15 protein-coding genes are annotated in these 20,410 nt (G+C 72.8%); 7 read left to right on the top strand and 8 right to left on the bottom strand.

All coding sequences use genetic code 11. The annotated features are described in order from the left end of the window. Nucleotides 1-125: 125 nt before the first annotated feature. On the bottom strand, nt 126-1,157 hold the full coding sequence (locus ACGFZ2_RS26965; protein WP_393458128.1) for a phosphatase PAP2 family protein: 1,032 nt from the start codon (nt 1,155-1,157) through the stop codon (nt 126-128). A gap of 193 nt (nt 1,158-1,350) precedes the next feature. On the opposite strand from ACGFZ2_RS26965, the gene ACGFZ2_RS26960 reads away from it, so the two are divergent. Further along, nucleotides 1,351-1,755, top strand: coding sequence for a thioesterase family protein (locus ACGFZ2_RS26960; RefSeq protein WP_393268030.1), 405 nt, complete (start codon nt 1,351-1,353; stop codon nt 1,753-1,755). Next, on the top strand, nt 1,752-2,582 hold the full coding sequence (locus ACGFZ2_RS26955) for an MBL fold metallo-hydrolase (RefSeq protein WP_393458125.1): 831 nt from the start codon (nt 1,752-1,754) through the stop codon (nt 2,580-2,582). Before ACGFZ2_RS26960 ends, ACGFZ2_RS26955 begins: the two co-directional genes overlap by 4 nt. A 112-nt stretch (nt 2,583-2,694) precedes the next feature. Here ACGFZ2_RS26955 and ACGFZ2_RS26950 read toward each other — a convergent pair whose 3' ends face one another. After that, nucleotides 2,695-3,630 (bottom strand): PfkB family carbohydrate kinase, encoded by a 936-nt coding sequence (locus tag ACGFZ2_RS26950; protein WP_393458122.1) that lies wholly within the window; start codon nt 3,628-3,630, stop codon nt 2,695-2,697. A 65-nt stretch (nt 3,631-3,695) separates the two neighbouring features. On the opposite strand from ACGFZ2_RS26950, the gene ACGFZ2_RS26945 reads away from it, so the two are divergent. Further along, nucleotides 3,696-3,944 carry a nuclear transport factor 2 family protein gene (locus ACGFZ2_RS26945; protein WP_393458119.1) on the top strand — a complete coding sequence of 83 codons (249 nt, stop codon included), beginning with the start codon at nt 3,696-3,698 and terminating at the stop codon, nt 3,942-3,944. Here ACGFZ2_RS26945 and asnB read toward each other — a convergent pair. Next, a complete protein-coding gene (gene asnB, locus ACGFZ2_RS26940) occupies nt 3,910-5,871 on the bottom strand; it encodes an asparagine synthase (glutamine-hydrolyzing) (protein ID WP_350711425.1) in 1,962 nt (653 codons plus the stop codon). The two genes, ACGFZ2_RS26945 and asnB, sit on opposite strands and share 35 nt — an antisense overlap. A 234-nt stretch (nt 5,872-6,105) precedes the next feature. Between asnB and ACGFZ2_RS26935 the strand changes: the two genes are divergently transcribed. The 3 genes from ACGFZ2_RS26935 (at nt 6,106) to ACGFZ2_RS26925 (ending at nt 11,568) form a co-directional block, all read left to right on the top strand. Next, complete coding sequence (locus ACGFZ2_RS26935) at nt 6,106-7,587, top strand: aminopeptidase P family protein (protein WP_393268020.1); 1,482 nt, start codon at nt 6,106-6,108, stop codon at nt 7,585-7,587. 297 nt (nt 7,588-7,884) lie between these two features. Next, the gene (locus ACGFZ2_RS26930) at nt 7,885-9,573 is read left to right on the top strand and encodes a right-handed parallel beta-helix repeat-containing protein (RefSeq protein WP_393268018.1); all 1,689 of its coding nucleotides are present in this window, start codon (nt 7,885-7,887) and stop codon (nt 9,571-9,573) included. Between the two features lie 354 nt (nt 9,574-9,927). Next, nucleotides 9,928-11,568 carry a hypothetical protein gene (locus tag ACGFZ2_RS26925; RefSeq protein WP_393268016.1) on the top strand — a complete coding sequence of 547 codons (1,641 nt, stop codon included), beginning with the start codon at nt 9,928-9,930 and terminating at the stop codon, nt 11,566-11,568. Nucleotides 11,569-11,680: 112 nt separating this feature from the next. Here the strand turns inward: ACGFZ2_RS26925 and pulA are convergent, their stop codons facing one another. From pulA to ACGFZ2_RS26905, 4 genes are all read right to left on the bottom strand, one after another. After that, nucleotides 11,681-17,182, bottom strand: a complete 5,502-nt coding sequence (gene pulA / locus ACGFZ2_RS26920) for a pullulanase-type alpha-1,6-glucosidase (RefSeq protein ID WP_393458116.1) — start codon at nt 17,180-17,182, stop codon at nt 11,681-11,683. A gap of 149 nt (nt 17,183-17,331) precedes the next feature. Then, entirely contained in the window at nt 17,332-18,027 is a 696-nt protein-coding gene (locus ACGFZ2_RS26915) for a cellulose-binding protein (RefSeq protein WP_393458113.1), read from the bottom strand. Nucleotides 18,028-18,111: 84 nt separating this feature from the next. Beyond that, nucleotides 18,112-18,501 carry a hypothetical protein gene (locus ACGFZ2_RS26910; protein WP_393268008.1) on the bottom strand — a complete coding sequence of 130 codons (390 nt, stop codon included), beginning with the start codon at nt 18,499-18,501 and terminating at the stop codon, nt 18,112-18,114. Between the two features lie 37 nt (nt 18,502-18,538). Further along, nucleotides 18,539-19,207: a hypothetical protein gene (locus ACGFZ2_RS26905; protein ID WP_393458110.1), complete on the bottom strand. Its 669-nt coding sequence runs from the start codon at nt 19,205-19,207 to the stop codon at nt 18,539-18,541. A 19-nt stretch (nt 19,208-19,226) separates the two neighbouring features. Here ACGFZ2_RS26905 and ACGFZ2_RS26900 point away from each other — a divergent pair, with 19 nt between their 5' ends. Next, nucleotides 19,227-19,409 (top strand): hypothetical protein, encoded by a 183-nt coding sequence (locus tag ACGFZ2_RS26900; protein WP_393268315.1) that lies wholly within the window; start codon nt 19,227-19,229, stop codon nt 19,407-19,409. Nucleotides 19,410-19,421: 12 nt separating this feature from the next. Here the strand turns inward: ACGFZ2_RS26900 and ACGFZ2_RS26895 are convergent, their stop codons facing one another. Next, nucleotides 19,422-19,829 carry an ArsC/Spx/MgsR family protein gene (locus tag ACGFZ2_RS26895; RefSeq protein ID WP_393458107.1) on the bottom strand — a complete coding sequence of 136 codons (408 nt, stop codon included), beginning with the start codon at nt 19,827-19,829 and terminating at the stop codon, nt 19,422-19,424. Nucleotides 19,830-20,410: the final 581 nt, after the last annotated feature.

Below are 20,410 nucleotides of genomic sequence, written 5' to 3'. Positions count from 1 at the left end.
TCCCGCATCGACGTTCAGCCGCCCGGCCGACCGCTGCACCGGCCGCCGCGCCGGTCCGTGGTCACCCGACCGGCCGACCACGCACGGGTCGCGGGCCGCCCCGCCACCCGCCGCGGGGTCGACGCTCAGCGCGTCGCCGGCACCGCCGGCGGCTCGGCGGAGGCGGGCGGTTCGGTCGGCTCGGGGTCGCCCTCCGCCACGGCCCGGCGGGCCCGGCGCGCCGCCCACCAGCGCTCCGCCAGGCCCACCACCAGGAAGGTCATCCCGACGTACGCCCAGCCGACCAGCACGTCGATGACGTAGTGCTCGCCGCTGTAGACCAGGGTGAAGGTCATCGCCAGCGGGTACGCCAACAGCAGCGGCCACCAGCGGCGGCGGGTCTGCCGGAGGAAGAACAGCACCACGAACAGGGCGAACGCGGTGTGCAGCGACGGCATGGCGGCCACCGGGTTGGAGGCGATCTGCCCGGCGTTGAGCAGGTTGCCTGCGCCGTGCATGCCGAACGCCTTCCAGCCCCGGGTGGAGATCCGGGCGACCTCCTCCAGCAGCCCGTTCTGCGCCGCCCACCAGGGCGGGGCCGCCGGGTAGAGGAAGTAGGTGACCAGGCCGGTGGCGCACAGGAAGCCCCAGCGACGCATGAACGCCGCCCAACGCCCCCGGTCGCGCAGCCAGAGCACCGCCGCGGCGGCCAGCGCCACCACGAAGTGGGAGAAGTAGACCCAGCTGACCAGGACATCCCACCAGTGCACCTCGGGCCGGTAGAGGTGCTGCTGGAGCCAGACCGTCGGCACCTCGCCACCGGTCGCCCAGCCGAACATGACCCGGTCGGCGACGATCAGCTCGTACGCGTGCGGGGTCGCGCCGTTGTCGGCGAAGCCGCGGGAGAGGTTGTAGACGGCGAGCAGCAGCACCACCGGCACCCAGTCCCGGGCGAAACGCAGATGGCTGCGCCACGGCCGGCTGCTGTTCCAGGCGACCGTCGCCGCCCAGATCCAGAGGAACGCGTACGCCGGGTCGGTCGGCAGGCCGATGCCGAGCCAGCCGGCGACGAAGGCGACCCCCCAGACGGTCATCGCGACCACGCGACGACGCCCGCCGTCGGGCGAGGCGGGCGGGCCGGTCCGGGCGGGGGGCTGGGGGTCGGTCGCGACAGACATCGCGGTCAAGGTTAACGGCGCGGACGGCATCGACCGACGCCGACCACCCGCCGCGCCGCCAGGGGCGCGGCGGGCGGTCGACCGGTGGTGGACGGCGCGCGAACCGCGGACCGGCGCTCCCCCCGGAACCCGTGAACCGTCGGCGCGGCACGGACGCCCGCCGGCCCCGGCCCGCCTCGTCTAGGCTTTGGCCATGCAGGAGCAGCCGGAGCCCGCCCTGACGCCGGGCCTGACCGCCCGGGTGGAGCTGACCGTCGCCGACACCGACACCGCCCAGGCGGTGGGCTCCGGGGACGTGCCGGTGCTGGGCACGCCCCGGGTGCTCGCCCTCGCCGAGGCGGCCACGGTGGCGGCCACCGCCCCCCGGATGCCCAGCGGGTCGACGACGGTCGGCACCCGCGTGGAGCTCGACCACCGCGCGGCCACCCCGGTGGGGCGGACGGTGGTGGCGCAGGCCCGGCTGGCCGCGGTCGAGGGGCGACGGCTGCACTTCGAGGTGAGCGTGCGCGACGGCGACGAGACGGTCGCCGAGGGCCGGGTGGAGCGGGTGCTGGTCGACCGGCAGCGCTTCGTGGAACGCGCGGCCCGGTCGTCGTGACCGGCCGCTTCGTACAGGTCGCGGACGGGGTGCACGTGCTGCGCGAGCCGCTGCTGCACGTCAACGTCACGCTGGTCGTCGGCGACGGGGCCGCGCTGCTGGTCGACACGCTCTCCACCGCCGGGCAGGCCGCCGAGCTGGCCGCCGCCGCCCGGGCGGTCACCACCCACCCGTGGACCGTGGTCAACACCCACCACCACTTCGACCACTGTTTCGGCAACGCCACCCTCGCCGCCGACCCACCCCGCCCGGTGTACGCGCACGAGGTGGCCGCCGAGGCGATGCGCGAGGAGGCGGACCGGCTACGCCGGGAGGCGTACGCGGAGATGCGCGACGAGCACCCCGCGCTGGCCGAGGAACTGGCCGGCACCGCGCTGCTGGCGCCGACGCACACCGTCCACGGCGAGACCGTCCTCGACGTGGGCGGCCGGCGGGTGGTGCTGCGCCACCCCGGTCGCGGGCACACCGCCGGTGACCTGGTGGTGCACGTGCCGGACGCCGACGTGCTGGTCGCCGGGGACTTGGTGGAGCAGAGCGGGCCGCCCGCCTTCGAGGAGTCCTACCCGTTGCAGTGGCCGGACACGGTGGCCGAGCTGCTCCGGATGACCACCCCGGCCACCGTCGTCGTGCCGGGGCACGGCGACCCGGTGGACGTCGCGTTCGTCCGCGCGCAGCACAAGCAGCTCGTCAAGCTGGCCTGGCTCATCCGCGCCGGGCACACCGGCGGCGCCCCGCCCGAGCGCGTCGCCGCCGAGGCGCCCTTCGGCGCCCGGCCCGCCCTGCACGCCGCCCGCCGCGGCTACGCCGAACTCGACGGCACCACCTGACCCCCTCCCCCGCACCCCGCCGATCTTGCAGTTGTCGCCCCGGCGAAAGCGGCATATCCCCCAGATCGCGGGCACAAAGTGCAAGATCGCGGGGAGAAGGGGGTGGGGTGGGTCAGCGGGCGAAGCGGTCGAGGACCTCGGCGCGGGTGGGCATGGCGGTCGCGCCGCCGGGCGACTCGCAGACCAGGGCGGCGACCCGCAGCGCGAAGGCCACCCGCTCGTGCCAGCCCGCCGGGGCGGCGGGCTCGCCGTCGACCAGCAGGTCCGCGACGAGCGCGCCCATCACCGCGTCACCTGCGCCGGTGGCGTCCACCGCCTCGACCTTCGGCGCGGGTACGCGTACCGGATCGGCGCCGGCCGCGGCGACCACCGCGCCGGCGGCGCCCAGGGTGACCACGGCGGTCCCGGCACCCAACTCCCGCAGGTACGCCGCCACCCCTTCCTCCGGCTCACCCGGATAGAGCAGCTTGGCGTCGGCGGCGCTCAGCTTGACCAGGTGGGCGCCGGCGGCGAACTCGGCCACCACCTCGCGCAGCCCGGCCAGCGCCGCGGGCCCGTCGAGCAACCGGTGCCGGACGTTGGGGTCGAAGACCCGCAGCCCGGAGGCCAGCGCCCAGGCCCGGCGCGCGGCGGCCAGCACCGGCGGCTGGAGCAGCACGATCGAGCCGCAGTAGAGCACGTCGGCGCCCGCGACCAGGTCGGCGTCCAGGTCGTCGGGGCCGAGCAGGCCGTAGGAGGGCGGCTGCCCGTAGAACCGGAAGTCGGGCTCCGGGCCGGCGAAGGTGGCCACCGCCAGCGCGGTCGGGGCGGGGACCGTGACCGCGCCGGCCAGCCCGACGCCGACGCCGCTCAGGAAGTCGCGGATCCGCCCGGCCAGGACGTCGTCGCCGAGCGACCCGACGAACTGCACCGCGCCGCCGAGCCGGGCGACGGCGACCGCCACGTTCAGCGGCCCACCGCCGACGGCCTGCCGGTAGACCGGCTCTCCGTCGCACTCGGTGTCGAGCAGGTCGACCAGTGCCTCGCCGAGCACCACCGCGTATCCCATCTCCGGCCTCCGTCCGTGCCCGCGCCCACCGCATTTCGTCGCACCAGGCTGGCACAGTCGGTGCCGTGACGAACGCGGAAGCCACCGTATTGGCCTGCTGGGCGGCGTGCGAGGCCAGGGACTGGGACACGTTCGGCGCGCTGCTCGCCGACGACGTGGTCCACCACCTGCCGCAGGCCCGGGAGCGCATCACCGGCCGCGCCGCGTTCGTGCGGGGGCGGGAGCCGGCGGGCGCGGGGCGGGAGCCGGCGCGCCCGCCGGGCGGGGCTGGGAGCCGGGTCAGCGGACCATGGAGCCGACCACGGGCTTGGTGAGCAGGGCGGACTGGTTGCGCTGGATGCCCGGGTCGAGGGTCTTGGCGACGAAGATCGCATGCCAGATGCAGAAGATCAGCACCGTCCACACCTTGCGGGAGTGGTCGGCCTCCTCCCGCTTGTGCTCCTCGAGCAGCCGCATCGCGTACGACAGGTCGATCAGCTCGCCCGCGCCGGAGTTGGACAGCACCCAGCGGGCCCACTCGTACATCTCGCCGCGCAGCCAGACCCGGGTGGGGGTCGGGAAGCCGAGCTTCTTGCGGTTGACGATGGCCGGCGGCACCACGCCCTGGAGGGCCTGGCGCATGGCGTACTTGGTGGCGTCGGAGCGGGGCGGCAGCTTGAGGTCGACCGGGATCCGCGACGCCACGTCGAAGACCTCACGGTCCAGGAACGGCACCCGCACCTCCAGCGAGTGGGCCATCGAGATCCGGTCGGCCTTGACGAGGATGTCGCCGCGCAGCCAGGTGTAGAGGTCGACGTACTGCATCTTGGTCACGTCGTCGAGCTCGGTGCACTCCGCGTAGATCGGCGCGGTGACGTCGGTGTAGCGGACGGAGGGGTCGTAGCGGCGCAGCAGGTGCTGCTTCTCCTCCTCGGTGAACATCCGGGCGTTGCCGTAGTAGCGCTCCTCGATCGGAGTGGTGCCGCGCTCCAGGAAGCTCTTGCCCTTGACGCCCTGCGGGATCGCCTTGGAGACGGCCCGCAGCCCCTTCTGCACCCCGCCGGGCAGCCCGTTGACCGAACTCAGCGACAGCGGCTCGCGGTAGATGGTGTACCCGCCGAAGAACTCGTCGGCGCCCTCGCCGGAGAGCACCACGGTGACGTGCTCGGCGGCCTTCTTGGCCACGAAGTAGAGGGGTACCAGCGCCGGGTCGGCCACCGGGTCGTCCAGGTGCCAGACGATCTTCGGCAGCGCATCGATCATGTCCTGCGGCCCGATCTTCGTCGGGATGGTGGTCACGTCGAGGTGCCGGGCCGAGTCCTGGGCGACGTCGATCTCCGAGTAGCCCGGGACGTCGTAGCCGACGGTGAAGGTGAGGATGTTCGGGTTGAACTCGCGGGCCAGGGCCACCACGGCGGTCGAGTCGATGCCGCTGGAGAGGAACGAGCCGACTGGCACGTCGGAGCGCATGTGCATCCGGACGCTCTCCCGCAGCGTCTCCCGGATCTCGTGGTAGAGCCGCTGCTCGTCGGCGACCGGGGTGGGCCGGAACACCGGCCTGTACCACCGCCGCACGTCGATCCGCCCGCCCGGGGTCCAGGTGAGGTACTCGCCCGAGCCGATCCGGTTGATCCCCTTGTGCAGGGTGCCCGGCTCGGGCACGTACTGCAGCGTCAGGTAGTGGCTGAGGTTCGCGGTGTCGATGCCGGCGTCGCCCTGGTAGCTGGAGTGCGCGAAGGGCAGCAGCGCCTTCTTCTCCGAGGCGAGGTAGAGGCCGTCGGCGGTCTCCAGGTAGTGCATCGGCTTGATGCCGAAGTAGTCCCGGCCGCCGAACGCGCGCCGCTCCTGCCGGTCCCAGATGACGAAGGCGAACATGCCCCGCAGCCGGGTGAGCACCTGCTCGCCCCAGTAGTGGTAGCCGGCGACGATCACCTCGCCGTCACCGGCGGTGGCGAACTGGGCGCCGAAGTTCCGGATCAGCTCCTCGCGCAGCTCGATGTAGTTGTAGATCTCGCCGTTGAACGTGAGCAGGTAGCGCCCGCCCGCGTAGGGCAGCGGCTCGTGGCTGGAGGCCACGTCGATGATCGCCAGCCGCTTGTGCGCGAACACCCCGTCCGCGTACCGGCCGGAGGCGTCGCCGACCACCTCGACACCGGTCTCGTCCGGTCCGCGGTGGTGCAGGCATTCCAACGCCCCGGCGATGTTGTCGCGGTGGGCGGCGGCGTCGCCGCGCGCGCTGAAGAAGGCCAGGAGTCCGCACATGGTGGTCATCTTTCCACGCGTCCCGGGCGGGCGTCGCGGCACCGCAGGCTCTCCCGCGCTCCAGGCGGGCATCCTGCGGCGGGCGGGCGGGCCGACGCGCAGGCCGGGCCGCCCGCGGGCGTGGGGCCCACCGGGACGGCCCGGCCGCCCGCGGGCGTGGGGCCTACCGGGACGGTCGGGCCGACCCGGCGCGGGGTACCGTCAGGACCAGCAACGACGCGGAGGGAGCGGGGCATGACCGAGGAACGCACCGACAACAAGCCGGCGGACGGCACCGAGTCGCACGACCCGGAGTTCCCGGAGGCGTTCCTGACGTTCATGCGGCGGGGCTGGCACGACACCACGCTGCCGGTCGGCCCGCGGCCGGAGGTGCCGAACTACGCCAAGCGCCGGGCCGCGCTCTCCGCGGCCTTCCCGGGCGAGACCCTGGTGATCCCGACCGGTGGCGAGAAGGTGCGCGCCAACGACACCACCTACCCGTTCCGGCCGGGCAGCGACTTCGCCTACCTGACGGGCGACCACGATCCGGACAGCGTGCTCGTGCTGCGGCCGAACGGATCCGGCCACGACGCCACGCTGTACATGCGTCCCCGGTCGTCCCGGCAGAACGACGAGTTCTTCCGCAGCCGGCACGGCGAGCTGTGGGTCGGTCGGCGGCACACGCTGACGGAGAAGTCGACCGAGCTGGGCCTGCCGACCGCCGACCTGACCGAGCTGGACGCGGCGCTGGCCGACCTGGCGCCGGGGCGTACCCGCGTGCTGCGCGGCTTCGACGCGCGGGTGGACGCGGCCGTGCGCCCTTACGACGGCCCCCGCGCGGAGGGTCAGCCGGCGCGCGACTGGGAGCTGGCGGTCACGATCGCGGAGCACAAGCTGGTCAAGGACGAGTGGGAGATCGCCCAGCTCCAGGACGCGATCGACGCCACCGTGCGGGGCTTCGAGGACGTGGCCCGGGTGCTGCCGGCGGACCGGGGCGTCTCCGAGCGCCTGCTGGAGGGGGTCTTCGCCCTGCGCGCCCGGCACGACGGCAACGACGTCGGCTACGGCTCGATCGTCGGGGCGGGCGAGCACGCGACGATCCTGCACTGGGTGCACAACAACGGCGCCACCCGCCCGGGTGAGCTGCTGCTGATGGACATGGGCGTGGAGAACCGCAACCTCTACACCGCCGACGTGACGCGGGTGCTGCCGGTCAACGGCCGGTTCACCCCGTTGCAGCGCCAGGTCTACGACGTCGTGCACACCGCGCAGCAGGCCGGCATCGACGTGATCAAGCCGGGGGTCAGGTTCCGCGACGTGCACCTGACCTGCATGCGGGCGCTCACCGAGGGCCTGGCCGACCTGGGCCTGCTCCCGGTGAGCGTGGACGAGGCGATGGACGAGAAGTCGACGATCTACCGCCGCTGGACGCTGCACGGTTTCGGCCACATGCTCGGCATCGACGTGCACGACTGCTCCGACGCCCGCAAGGAGAAGTACCGGGACGGCGTCCTGGGCGAGGGCTACGTGCTCACCGTCGAGCCGGGGCTCTACTTCCAGCCGGAGGACGAGCTGGTCCCCGAGGAGTTGCGCGGCATCGGCGTGCGGATCGAGGACGACATCCTGGTCACCGCCACCGGCGCGGTCAACCTCTCCGCCGGGCTGCCGCGCCGGGCCGACGAGGTGGAGACCTGGCTGGCCGAGCAGCGCGAGGCGGGGCCGCGCCTGCCGGGCTGATCCGAGGGTACGACCACACGACGGGCCCCGCCCGCCGGCATGCGACGTTTCGACGTCGCCGTTCCGGTGGGCGGGGCCCGTCGGCCTTTGCCCTGGTCAGAGCCCAATTCACCCGGCCACCCGGTTGCCCCCGTTCCCTGCCGGATCCGAGGCGAATGTGGGCTTTTTTCAGATACGTCCTTGTCGCGAGGATCCTTCTCATACGGTGGTCATCAGAGGCTGCAACCCATTTGTAGCTGGTCGCTCCGCTTCGGGCGGTGCGGCCCCCTTGGTAGCAGGAAAGGGCGGAAGGCTCTGATGTCCGATGACGTAACGACACCTGACGGTGGCCCGCCCGCGGGCACACCGACGCGGGGGCGGCGCAAGCTCTGGGTTGCCGCCGGCGTGGCCGGGCTGACCGGCGTCGTCGGCCTGGCGGCGCTGGGTGGCCTGGCCTCCAGGGACGACAAGTCCGGCGACACCGACCGGCTCTCCGACGCGCGGTCGACGGCACCCAGGCAGAACGTCAGCGACGCCGGCAAGGCCGACGAGGCCGGCGGCGCGAAGACCGGCCAGGGCGAGGACGACTGGTCCGGCCAGGGCGACCGGAAACAGGGCAACCGGAAGCACGACGACCGGGAGAAGGAGGTGCCCTGCGACACCGACAAGCTCATCCAGGCGATCACCGAAGCCAACAAGAACCACGGCGCGACGCTGAAGCTCGCCAAGCACTGCACCTACGAGCTGACCCGCAGCGAGCACGGCAACGGCCTGCCGGTGATCAAGCAACCGATCGTCCTCAAGGGCGACGACACCAAGATCGTCCGGGCGGCCGACACCGAGCGCTTCCGGATCCTGAACGTCGGCAGCAGTGGTCACCTGACGCTGAAGAACGTGGCCATCGAGGGCGGACAGACCGTCGCCCGCAAGATGGTCTCCCCGCCGGCAGCACCGCCCGTGGCGACGTTCGGGCTGTCTGGCTCGACCACTGCCGCTGCGGCCCCGGCCCGACCGGCCATGGCGGCACCCACGCCGTCGGCAGCCGCACCGGGGACGCCGGCCACTCTCGCCGAGCCGGCCACGGCGGAGGTGCAGCCCGACGGCACGGCGACGGCCGTGCCCGGGCTGGTCAGCGCCGACGGAGCGGGCCTCCTCGTCCAGCGAGGCGGCCATGCCGACCTCGAGTACAGCACGTTCGCGCAGAACCAGGCGGGCGGGAACGGCGGGGGGATCGCCAACTTCGGCACCACGAACGTCCGCCACACCTCGGTGGAGAACAACAGCGCCGACGGCTTCGGCGGCGGCATCTTCAACGTCGGGGTGCTGCGGGTCGAGGAGTCGAAGGTGACGCACAACAGCGCCGGGCTGGGGGGCGGTGGCATCGCCAATGGCACGGGTGCGAGCGGCAGCACGGCCGGCGGCGGCACCGTCTGGGTGTGGAAGAGCGCGATCGGCCACAACCGGACCGCCGGCCTCGGCGGGGGCGTCTTCGACAACGACGGCGAGACCACGATCACGCAGAGCCACATCACCGACAACGTCGGCCGCACGGACGTCGGTGGCGTGCTCGCCCTCCACGACAGCAGGCTGAGCCTGGAACACGTCGTGGTGGCAAACAACCACACCGAGGGCGAAGGCGGTGGCGTCGGGGTCGGCAGGGACTCCCACGCCGTGATCGAGTACAGCGTGATCAGGGAGAACGTCGCGGAGGGGTTCGGTGGCGGTGGCGTCTACACCGACGACTTCGGCACCACCACGCTGCGGGACACCGAGGTCGTGGCGAACCAGGCGGTCAGCCCGGGCGCGGTGGGCGGCGGCATCGTGAACGACTTCGGCACGACGAGACTGGTCGGGACGAAGGTGGCGCACAACGTCGCCACCGAGCCGCCGGGCGGCATCTGGACCAACAACAACCGCGTCTTCATCGACCGGCAGTCGGCCGTCACCGACAACCGGCCGACGAACTGCCAGGGCAGCCCGGTCATCCCGGACCGCTGCTTCGGCTGAACTCCGGACAGCACCACCACATAGAGAGGGCTCCTCCGCACCGCCCCGGCGGCCCGGAGGAGCCCTCGCCATCCGCCTGGGCTCTCTTGACCGTCCCGCGCCGATCCGAACGGTCTGCGTCGACTACGCACCGTAGCCAAGCCTACGGGCACCAGTGCGACCGATCGGCCCGCCCGGGTCGTCCACACCGCGCACGAGGGGCCCGTACCGAATGTGGGGTTCTTTCGGATATGCCTTCGAGGTGAGGAAGATTCTCATACTGTCGGTTCGGGAGCTACAACCGATTTGTAGCAGGGGACGCTCGCCTGTGGCGTCGCGACCCTGTCTGGTACTAGGAGAGGGCAGAGAGCTCCGATGTCCAACTACCTAACGAACAACGACTCCGAGCGGCCGGCGGCGCAGAAGCGTCGCCGCAAGCTCTGGCTCGCCAGCGGTGTGGCCGGGTTGACCGGCGTGGTCAGCATTGCCGCCGTGGGTGTGGCCACCGGCGCCGGCGCCGTCGGCGCGGACGCCCTGAATTGGTCCACCGCCCAGGTCACCAAGGACGGCGACCAGGGTCGCGAGGGCGACCAGGGCCGCGAAGGCGACCGGGACCGCGAGGGCAAGGAGGATCGGGACCGGCACGACAAGGACCGCGGGAGGGAGGTGCCCTGCGACTCCGACAGGCTGATCCAGGCGATCATTTTCGCCAACAACAACCACGGCGGCGAGTTCAAGCTCGCCAAGGACTGCACCTACAAACTGACCCGCTCGGACAACCACGGCAACGGCCTGCCCGTGATCAAGGAGAAGATCACGCTCAAGGGTCACAACACCAAGATCGAGCGGGACGCCACCGCCGAGCAGTTCCGGATCTTCAACGTCGGCAGCGGCGGCGACCTGACGCTCAAGGGCCTGACCCTCAAGAACGGCCAGACCGTCGAGCGCAAGAAGGAGCCGCGGATGACGCCGGAGGCGGTGTGGTCGCGGTACGCCAACTCCGTCGAGGCCGCCGCCGCGGCCCAGGCCGGCAAGCCGTACCTGGAGCTGCTCCAGGCCGCGCCCAAGGGCGCGGCGGCGGCGAACGCCGAGGCCGCCCCCGGCGCCGAGGCCGCCGCCGAGGAGAAGCAGAAGAAGAAGCAGACGCACGACGGGGCCGGCATCCTGGTGCAGCCAGGCGGTAAGGCCGACCTCGAGAAGACCCACGTCGTGGGCAACCAGTCGGGCGGCAACGGTGGCGGCATCGCCAACTACGGCAAGACCAACCTGCGCCACACGACCGTCGAGGACAACACCGCCTTCCTCTTCGGCGGTGGCATCTTCAACGCCGGCCTGCTCAGGGTCGAAGAGTCCAAGGTGACGCACAACCAGGCCATCATCGGCGGCGGCGGCATCGCCAACGGCGCCCCGGAGCTGCACAAGCACGACGACATCGACGGCGGCACCGTCTGGATCGACAAGAGCGAGATCAGCCGCAACGAGACGCTCGGCTTCGGCGGCGGCCTGCTCGACATCGAGGGCGACACCACCGTCAAGGACTCCAAGATCACCGACAACTTCGCGGGGGTCGCGGGTGGCGGTATCGCGACGGCTGAGAGCCAGCTCGACCTGAAGCACGTCCTGGTCGCCAAGAACACCACCGTCGGCGTGGGCGGCGGCCTCGCGCTCGGCTTCGGCACCAACGCCACGGTCGAGAAGAGCGAGATCGCGGAGAACGTCGCCGGGTTCTTCGGGGGCGGCGTGTTCAACCTGTTCAGCCAGGTCACGTTCCGCGACAGTGCGATCGTCCGGAACCGGGCCGTCGGCCCGATCGGCATCGCCGGCGGCATCTTCAACGTCCGCGGCCAGGTCACCCTGCACGACACGAAGGTGGCGGACAACTTCTCCACCCTGAAGCCGGGCGGCGTCTTCAACTACCAGGGCGACGTCGACGTGGACGACAAGTCGGCGATCAGGGGCAACAAGCCGACCAACTGCGAGGGCAGCCCCACTCCGGTGGAGAACTGCTTCGGCTGATCACCCTCGGATGACGTGCGGCCGGCGCCACCGGCACCGGCCGCACGGACCGGACGAACACCGAACCGGCCCCCTCCCGCTCGTGCGGGAGGGGGCCGGTCCGCGTCGCGCGTCAGCTCTGTACAAAAACCGCCACGCTGCGGGCCGGCACCGTGAACGTGCCGCTCGCCCGGTCGAACGAGGCCGTACGCAGCGCCTCGTCCGCCGAGGTCCGCAGCACCGGGTGCAGCGCCACGTCCGCCCCGCGCAGCCCGGTCAGCTGCTGCGTCGCCGCCTCCGGGGTGGCGTTGAAGACCACCGTCACCGACTTCCAGCGCCCGTCGAGGCCACGGCCGTCGAGCGTCATGGTGAGCACGCCGGGCGTCTCGGCCGTGCCGGAGAGCGGGAAGGCGACCCGCTGCTGCACCTGTTCCGCCGTGGCCAGCCCGAAGACCGGCGAGGAGGCCCGGATCCTCAGCAGCTCGGCGTACCGGGCGTCGGTCATGGTGATCGCCGCGCAGTCCGGCACCAGGGCCGGATCGGCCAGCAGCGGCTTGGCGTACGGCCACTTGTCCCGGTTGTCCTGCGCGGGCGGCAGCCCGGCGCCGAACCCGTTGCCCTGGGCGCAGTCCCAGCGGATCTGGTTGAACCAGTCACCCGAGTTGTACGAGTTGCGGTCCAACGACTTCGAGCGCAGCCGCTCGGTGCCGGTGGTGACGAACCCGGGCCCCTGCCCCATCACCACGGTGCTCAGCGCCAGCACCTGCATCCGAGCCCGGTCCGCCGCCGGGGTGTCCTGCGGCAGCTTGTACGCCAGCGCGTCGTACAGGATCTCGTTGTCGTGCGCGTCGACGTAGGTGACCGCCTCCCCCGGCGCGGCGGTGTAGCCGGCGGGCGAGCCGTTGTAGTCGACCTGGCCGCCGGTGACCTGCCGGCCGGCGGAGTCGGTGAACCGGTAGCCGCGCAGGTTGCCGGTGAGCCCCACCTTGATCAGGTCGTGCTGGTGCAGCAGGCGGGCCCGCTGCTCGGCCGCGGACCCGTTCACCGGATCACCGTTGGGGTCGGTGAACAGGCCGGAGGCGAAGCCCTGCACCCGCGGGTTGGCGTCGAACGGGCCGCCGCCGCGAACCGCGTCGCGGAGCCGGTCGTTGAAGGTGCCGATCCCGGTGCCGGCCATGTTGGCCTGGGTGGCCTGCACGAACCGGGCGTCGCCGGCGACCTCGCCGAAGTTCCAGCCCTCGCCGTAGAGCAGGATCTTCTTCCCGTCCACGCCGTCGCGGGCCACGGTCAGCTCGTCGAGCGCCTTGCGCACGGCCAGGATGTTCGCCTTCGGGTGGTGGCCCATCAGGTCGAACCGGAAGCCGTCCACCTTGTACGCCCTGGCCCAGGTGACCAGCGAGTCCACCACGAGCTTGCCCATCATGGCGTGCTCGGGAGCGGTGTTGGCGCAGCAGGTCGAGTTGGCGACGCTGCCGTCCTCCAGCAGCCGGTGGTAGTAGCCGGGCACGACCTGGTCGAGCACCGACTTCGGGTCGGCGCCCGCCGCCGACGTGTGGTTGTAGACGACGTCCATCACCACGCGCAGCCCCGCGCCGTTGACCCCGGCCACCATCTGCCGGAACTCCGTGGTGCGCTTCGCCCCGGCCGGATCGACGGCGTAGCCGCCCTCCGGCACGGTGTAGTGCAGCGGGTCGTACCCCCAGTTGTAGCCGTCGGTGTCGGCCACCGCCGCGACGCACTGCTGCTGCTCCTCGGAGTCCGGCGGCAGCGCGGCCAGGTCGCAGGCGGGCTGCCGCTGGTCGGCGCGGCGCTCGGGGATGGTCGCGAAGTCGAACGCGGGCAGCAGGTGCAGGTGCGTCACCCCGGCGTCGCCGAGCGCCTTGAGGTGCGCCATGCCGGCGGTCCGGGGGTCGGTGAAGGCGAGGTAGGTACCCCGCCGCTCGGCCGGCACGGTGGTGTCGGCGACGGAGAAGTCCCGGACGGACAGCTCGGAGATCTGCACCTTCGTCGACGGCACGGCCGCCGGCTTGCGCAGCGTCGCCCAGCCGGCCGGCGCGAGCGCCGGGTCGGCCAGGTCCACGATCTGGCTGTGCGTGGAGTTCGGCGCCAGCGCCAGCGAGTACGGGTCGGTCACCGCCGCGGTGACCATCTGCTGCGTCGCCGGCTGCCACGCCTGGACCTGGTAGCGGTAGTACTTGCCGTGCCAGTCGCGGGCGCCGCGCACCGACCAGACGCCGGTGCGGTCGTCGCGGCGCATCGCCACCGCCTTCGGCTCCCCGGTCGGCGAGTCGAAGAGCTGGAGCGACACCTGCCGCGCCGTCGGCGCCCAGACCGCGAGCGTCGGCACCCTGCCGGCGAAGGTCGGCCCGAGCTTCGCGTCGGTGGCCCGGGCGTAGACGTCGTCGAGCACCCCGGGGATCTGCACGCCGGTCGCGGCGAGCAGGGTGCCCTCGGCGTCCCGCTCGGTCACCAGGAGCTGCCCGCGCAGGGCCGCGGGGACCTTGGCCAGGTCCCGCCGGTCGAGGGCGAAGCTCCGGTACGCCCACAGATGCGGGAAGGCCGCGCGCTGGGCCTCGGTGAGCCCGTTGCGCTGCGCCGTCAACGGCAGCGTGGTGTACGTGCCGGTCAGCTCGCCGTCGACGACGGTGACCCCGCCGGCCGGGGCGGCGACCAGGGCGTACGTCCTGCCGTCGGTGGGCCCGGTCTGCCAGGCGACGGTCGCGCGGTCGATCCAGTGCGCCTTCTGCCTGGTGATGTCGACGTCCCGGGCGGCGCCGGACGCGGTGGACGGCAGCAGCCGCCCGGGCGTGCCGGCGAGCAGCCACACCTCGCGGCCGGCGGTGGCGAAGTCGAGCCGCTGGTCCTCCGGCAGGTCCTTCTCGTCCCCGGAGTGGATGATGTAGCTCAGTCCGGTGGCTCCGGCGGCGAGGGGCACGCGGAACACCGCGCCGAACGCGTCGACGCCGGCCGGGGCGAGCGGCTTCGCCCAGTCCGTCGGGTTGGCGGCGCCGTCCCAGAGGTGCAGGCCCCAGCCGTCGTAGTTGCCGTCGGCGCGGCGGTAGTGGATGAGCGCGGTGCCGTCCTCGACGGGCGGGTCGGGCTCGCCGGTGGCGGCCTGCCGGGTCGGGTAGATCGCCGGGTCGCCCTGCTTGAGCCAGATCTCCCCGGTCTGCGTCACGTCGATGGTGCGGTCCTGGCCGACGTCCTTGTTCCCGTTCCTGTCGACCACCAGGAAGCCGACCGACTTGGCGCCCGGCTTGAGCTTCACCCAGGCGAACCGGCCGTAGGAGTCCTCGCCGGCGAACGGCTGTCCCTTGGGCCACTCGGTGGCGTACGCGGGGTCGATGTCGCCCCAGGCGTAGAGCCCCCAGTCGTCGTAGCCGCCGGCCGGGCGCTGGTAGTGCACCACCGCCCAGTCCCGGGAGGCGGACTGGGCCGGGGTGCCGACGGTGGCCGTGGAGCGGGCCGTGGCGGTCCGGCCCCTGCCGTCGCGCACGACGGCCTTGTACTCGACGGTGGTGCCGCCGGCCAGCCCGGTCAGGTCGTGGTGGACGGTGTACGGGGCCCGGTCGGCGCTGCCGAGCAGGGTCCACTGCCCGCCGGCGACCCGGGCGGCGACGGTGACGGTGGCCAGCGGGTCGCCGGTGACCTGGGCGGTGACGGCGGCCTTCGTGGCGACGGGCTCGCCGGGCGCCGGAGCCGTGATGGTGATCTTCGGCGCGGCGTCGGGCAGCGCGATCGGGGTGCCGGCCCGGTGCACCACCGCCGACAGCGGCGGCACGGTCAGGGTGAGCTTCCCGTCGGCGGCGGCGGCCGGGGCGGCCGAGCCGCCGTAGACGCCGGCGAAGGTGGCGCCGGCCGACCAGGTGTCCACGGTGACAGTCTGCGCGGTCGCGGCGTTGTTCACCGCGACGACGTACTCGGTGCGCTGCTTCGGGTCGATCCGGGAGAACGCGAAGACGCCGGGGCCGTCGGCGGCGTACCGGGTGATCTGGACACCGTCGCGCAGGGCCGGGTGCGCCTGGCGCAGCGCGCCCAGCTCGGCGATGGCCCGGTAGAGCGGGTGCGTCGGGTCGAACTGGTCGACCGCGTGCGTCCGGTCGGTGCCGAGCAGGTCGTCGTCGAGGTAGTCGGGGGTCTTCGAGGCGAACATGTCCTGCCGGGCGTCCTTGTCGCCGCCCGGACCGGTGAAGCCCTGCTCGTCGCCGGAGTAGACCACCGGCTGGCCCCGGGTGAGGAACATCAGCTCGTGGGCGAGCCGGTCGCGGCGCAGGTGGCTGGCCGGGTCGGTGCCGCCACCGGCGATGAACGAGCCGATCCGGCCCATGTCGTGGTTGCCGAGGAAGGTGGTCAGCCGCCGCGCGTCGGTGTCCCGGGAGCGGTAGAGGTCGTCGCGGGCGTACACGTCGGCGAGGGCCTTGGCGGAGCCGTCGCCGGCGGTGTAGCCGCGCGCGGCCTCCTGGAAGGCGAAGTCGAGGGTGGCCGGCAGGCCCCCGCGCCGCACGTACGTCGAGGTGATCTCCGGGTCGGCGCTGTAGACCTCGCCGAACATGAAGAAGTCCTTCTTGCCCGCGCGCTCCGCGGCGCGCTCGATGCCCTGGCTGAACTGCGGCCAGAAGTCGAGGTTGGCGTGCTTCACGGTGTCCAGCCGGAAGCCGTCGACACCGGTGGACTCCACCCACTCGGAGTAGACCTTCGTGAGCCCGCGCACCACCTCGGGGCGCTCGGTCCACAGGTCGTCGAGCCCGAAGAAGTCGCCGTACTCGCTGTTCTCCCCGGCGAAGGTGGAGTCACCCCGGTTGTGGTACATCGTCGGGTCGTTCAGCCACGCCGGGACCTTGACCTTCGCGTCGGCCGGGGTGTCGAACGTCGGGGTGTACGGGAACGAGGTGGTGTCGACCTTCGGGAAGTCCCGGCTGCCGTCGGCGTAGTGGCGGTCCTCGAAGGCCCGCCCCCGCGCGTCGGTGTAGGGGGAGGTCGCCTTGTCCACGTAGGTGTACTTGTCCTCGGCGTACTTGATGACGTCGGCGGTGTGGTTGACGATGACGTCGAGGTAGACCTTGATCCCGCGCTGGTGGGCGAGCCGCACCAGCCGCTTCAGGTCGTCCCTCGTGCCGAAGTGCGGGTCGACCTGGGTGAAGTCGGTGATCCAGTAGCCGTGGTAGCCGGCCGAGACGTCGGACCCGGTGCCCTGCACGGGTCGGTTCTTGAAGATCGGGGCGAGCCAGATGGCCGTCGTGCCCAGCCCCTGGATGTAGTCGAGCCGGTCCGTGACGCCCTTGAGGTCGCCGCCGTGGTAGAAGCCCTTGTCCTTCGGGTCCAGCCCGGTGGAGAGCCGGTCCCCGGTGAGGCCACCGGCGTCGTTGCGCGGGTCGCCGTTGGCGAACCGGTCCGGCAGGACGAAGTAGAACTGCTCGGCACGGGCCTGGTTGCTGCCGGCCTCCAGCAGCGCCTCCGCCGGGGGCTCGGCGCGCCACTGGGTGGCCCCGGCCGCGGCGAGCGGGCCGGTGCCGTCCGTGCCGTCGGTGGCGTCGGCGCCGAGCTGGTGTACGGCGACCGGGGTGCCCACGAGGGTGAGGGTGAGCAGGGAGACGAGGGCGAGCAGGGCCTTGCGCGGTATCGGCGGGGGTTTCATCGACGGCCTTCCTCTGGTCGCTGATTGGCCCGCACGCTAGCCCTTGCCGAAACATTCTGCAATACCTTGCAAACAGAGTCGCAACAAAGCAGTGCTCTTGCAAAAGCAGGGCCCGGCGCGAACGCGCCGGGCCCTGCGAAACCGGTGAGCTACAGCCCGTGGCAGGCGACGCCGTCGACGGTGCAGCTCGCCGGGCGGCTGTCCGCGTGCTGGACGTAGAACCGCAGCACCACCGACGCTCCCCCGGCCAGATCCTGGCCGCTGCGGTAGGTGAAGCCGTCGTCGATCCGGGTGGCCGTCCCCTGTGGCGCGCCCTCGATCCACGCGCTGCCCAGCCGACCGCCGGGGAAGGCGAGCCGGGCCGTCCACGCCCGGCCGGCCGGGGAGGCGTTGCTGACCAGCACCTCGCCGACGAACCCGCCGTGGGACTCGTCCACCACCCGGTACCGCCCGCTCACCGGCGACGCGGTCGGCGGCAGCAGCAGCACCGCGTCCTCGTCACCGCCGGGATCCGGCGACGGCGTACGGCTCGAACGCGCCGGGGTGGGCCGGTCCGGAGTGGACCGGATGGTGACGCGGCCGGACGGCGTGGGCGACGCCCGCCGCGACGGCGACGCCGCCGTGGCCGGCACGCTCGGCGAGGCCCACGGGTCGGACAGGGCGAGGGTCGGCTCGGGCGGGCCGGGCTGCGCGTCGAACGACGGGCTGCGCCCCCGGTAGGCGCCGAGCGCGATGACCAACAGCACCACCATCACCCCGGCGCCGACGGACACCACGATCCAGGGTGAGGACGCGATGACGGCCGTGCCGTAGGACTTGCTCGATGCTCGGCGCATGCCGGACATGCCCTCCTCCAGCGGTCGTCCGAAAAAGCGTAGCGGTCGCTGGCAAGGAGGTGGGAGCCGGAACGGGCCCGCCGGACGGGACGGTCAGGCGACGCGCAGGACCGTACAGATGACCGGGCCGTCGTCGGTGGCGCGCAACAGGTAGCGGTAACGCTCGCCGGGCACCGCTCGACCCTGGCTGTCCAGGAACTCCCACTCGACGGCCACCATCGTCAGCAGTGCCGACATCGGCTGCACGTCCTCGATGGCCGCGTGCGCGGCGACCAGCTCGCGCTCCTGGTAGTCGGGGGCGGCGCCCACGAAGGACAGTGCCACCGCCGCCGGGGAGGTGAACGAGAAGCTGTACGTGTCGGCGACCACCAGCCCCGGCAGCGCGTAACAGCCGGCGATGGCGGGCAGGTCGCCGGTGGTCAGCGCCACGCCGTACCGGTCGAAGAAGTCGGTCAGCGTGTCGAGATCGGTGGAGGCTCTCACGGGGAGAGCATTTGCCTGCCGGCCACCGGGCCAAACCTCAGCGCGGCGGGACGCGCACCTCGATCTCGGCGCCGAGCCGGGCGTCGCCGGCCAGGCCGAGGTCGTCGCCGCTCCAGAACCGGCCCGGGTCGTACCAGTTCGGACGCCGCCCGGCGGGGAGCAGCCCCATCGCCTCGTAGGTCACCGCGACGACCTCCGCGCAGTACGCCGTCTCCAGCGCGCGGTCGCGCACCGACGCCCCGGAGCGGGCCCGGCCCCGCCCGGGCAGCGCCGGCACCCGCATCGCCGGCACCCGACCGCGCACCCAGCGCCAGGCGAGCTGGGCGGTGGAGGGGAACGGCGTGCCGTCGAGCCGGGCGACGGTGCGCAGCACCGCGTTCTCCATCTCCGCGTCGGCCGGCGGGTCGAGCTGGCGCAGCCAGGCGCGCTGGCCGTACCGGTTGGCCCAGACGCAGACCGCGTCCCGCAGGTCGTGCAACTGCACGCCGCGCTGGTGGGTGCCGGACCACATGTCGGGCAGCGACCGGCCCAGCTCCGCGTGCCACATCAGAGGCGGCATGTCGTCCAGCACCACCGCCATGCCGACGTGGTTGACCGGGCTGTTGGTGGTCAACTGGATGGCCCGGTCCGGCACGCTGCGGCCCCGGAACACCCACACGTCGCCGGTGCGGGTCAGCTCCACTGCCTCGTCCAGGCTGATGCTCATGGGGGTCTACCCTAGGCCGATGCGGCAACGGATGCGGTGGTGGAAGGTGCTCGGGCTCGCGGGTCTCGCCGGCGTCGCGGCGTCCGGCGTGGTGATCGCGCGGGCGGAACGGCGGCGTCGGGCGTACACCCCGGAGGAGATCCGGGCCCGGCTGCGCGACCGGCACGCGGCGGCTGCGGCACCCGCCGACGACCCGCGCTGACCACCGGCGGCGTCATCCCTCGGCGTGGTCGTTGCGCTCCCCAGGCCCGCCGGGCGCCGCGTGGCGGCGCACCGCCTCCGCCACCGCCTCGGGGGTACGTCCCACGAGCGCGCTCCCGTCGTCGAGCAGCAGCAGGGGCCGCTGGATCAGCTCCGGGGCGGCGACCATCGCGTCGATCCAGCGCGGCTCGGCTGCCTCGTCCCGCGGCCAGTCGGCCATGCCCAGGGCGACCGCGGCGGGCTCCTGCGTCCGGCAGACGTCCCAGGGGCGCGCGCCGAGCCGGCGCAGCACCTCGGTCAACTCCGCGGCGCTCGGCGGCCGGTCCAGGTACGGGCGCACCCCGTACCCCACACCGGCCTCGTCCAGGGCGGACCGGGCGGCGGCGCACTTCGAGCAGGACGGGTTGTTCCAGATCTCCATACCGTCATGGTCGCAGCAGTCCCGTTTCCGGCCGGCGCCGGCCGCGGCGAACGCGGGCCCCGCCGGCGGGCGGGCACGGCGGGTGCTCGTCACGGGCTGCTCCGATGTCGGGATTGGCCGGCGATGTCGCGGACGAGTCTTCGGGGTACCGCTTCTCAGCTCGGGGTACCGCTTCTCGGCCCCTGTCGAGCTGCCCCCACAGATGGGGCACGACAGGCGGCCGATCTCACCAACCCGTCGATCAGGCCGGGGCCGCGGCGCCGATGTGACGAGCGGTCCTACAGACGGGGCAGCTCGACAGGGCCACACGGCACCCGACCCACCGGACCTGTCGAGGCGGGTGTGGCCCGCTGTGCCGGCACAGGGACCAAACCTGACACCGGACCCACAGATGCCCTGAACCAGGAATGCCCGACTGATCGACAGATGGCCCGCCTGGGGTGTGTGTCCGGTTCAGTGCAGGGCCGCAGGTCCGGCGCGGGGTGCCGTGTCCGGTTGGTGGTGGACTGCGGTGGCGGGGGCCACCACCCCGCCGGGCATGGGCCGGGGGGCCGGGGCGTTGTACCCACCGTGAGCGCGTG

Origin of the sequence: Micromonospora sp. NPDC048063, assembly GCF_043202855.1 — a bacterium.
Taxonomy (GTDB): domain Bacteria; phylum Actinomycetota; class Actinomycetes; order Mycobacteriales; family Micromonosporaceae; genus Micromonospora.
Note: the sequence above shows the minus strand (reverse complement) of the source record. Positions and strands in the feature narration are given on the sequence as shown.

What these genes read in the sequence shown, in the direction of transcription:
- ACGFZ2_RS26915 (WP_393458113.1), bottom strand. Translation starts at nt 18,027, where the DNA reads ATGTCCGGCATGCGCCGAGCATCGAGCAAGTCCTACGGCACGGCCGTC.
- ACGFZ2_RS26925 (WP_393268016.1), top strand. Translation starts at nt 9,928, where the DNA reads ATGTCCAACTACCTAACGAACAACGACTCCGAGCGGCCGGCGGCGCAG.
- ACGFZ2_RS26900 (WP_393268315.1), top strand. Translation starts at nt 19,227, where the DNA reads ATGCGGCAACGGATGCGGTGGTGGAAGGTGCTCGGGCTCGCGGGTCTC.
- pulA (WP_393458116.1), bottom strand. Translation starts at nt 17,182, where the DNA reads ATGAAACCCCCGCCGATACCGCGCAAGGCCCTGCTCGCCCTCGTCTCC.
- ACGFZ2_RS26960 (WP_393268030.1), top strand. Translation starts at nt 1,351, where the DNA reads ATGCAGGAGCAGCCGGAGCCCGCCCTGACGCCGGGCCTGACCGCCCGG.
- ACGFZ2_RS26905 (WP_393458110.1), bottom strand. Translation starts at nt 19,207, where the DNA reads ATGAGCATCAGCCTGGACGAGGCAGTGGAGCTGACCCGCACCGGCGAC.
- ACGFZ2_RS26950 (WP_393458122.1), bottom strand. Translation starts at nt 3,630, where the DNA reads ATGGGATACGCGGTGGTGCTCGGCGAGGCACTGGTCGACCTGCTCGAC.
- ACGFZ2_RS26930 (WP_393268018.1), top strand. Translation starts at nt 7,885, where the DNA reads ATGTCCGATGACGTAACGACACCTGACGGTGGCCCGCCCGCGGGCACA.
- asnB (WP_350711425.1), bottom strand. Translation starts at nt 5,871, where the DNA reads ATGTGCGGACTCCTGGCCTTCTTCAGCGCGCGCGGCGACGCCGCCGCC.
- ACGFZ2_RS26895 (WP_393458107.1), bottom strand. Translation starts at nt 19,829, where the DNA reads ATGGAGATCTGGAACAACCCGTCCTGCTCGAAGTGCGCCGCCGCCCGG.
- ACGFZ2_RS26965 (WP_393458128.1), bottom strand. Translation starts at nt 1,157, where the DNA reads ATGTCTGTCGCGACCGACCCCCAGCCCCCCGCCCGGACCGGCCCGCCC.
- ACGFZ2_RS26935 (WP_393268020.1), top strand. Translation starts at nt 6,106, where the DNA reads ATGACCGAGGAACGCACCGACAACAAGCCGGCGGACGGCACCGAGTCG.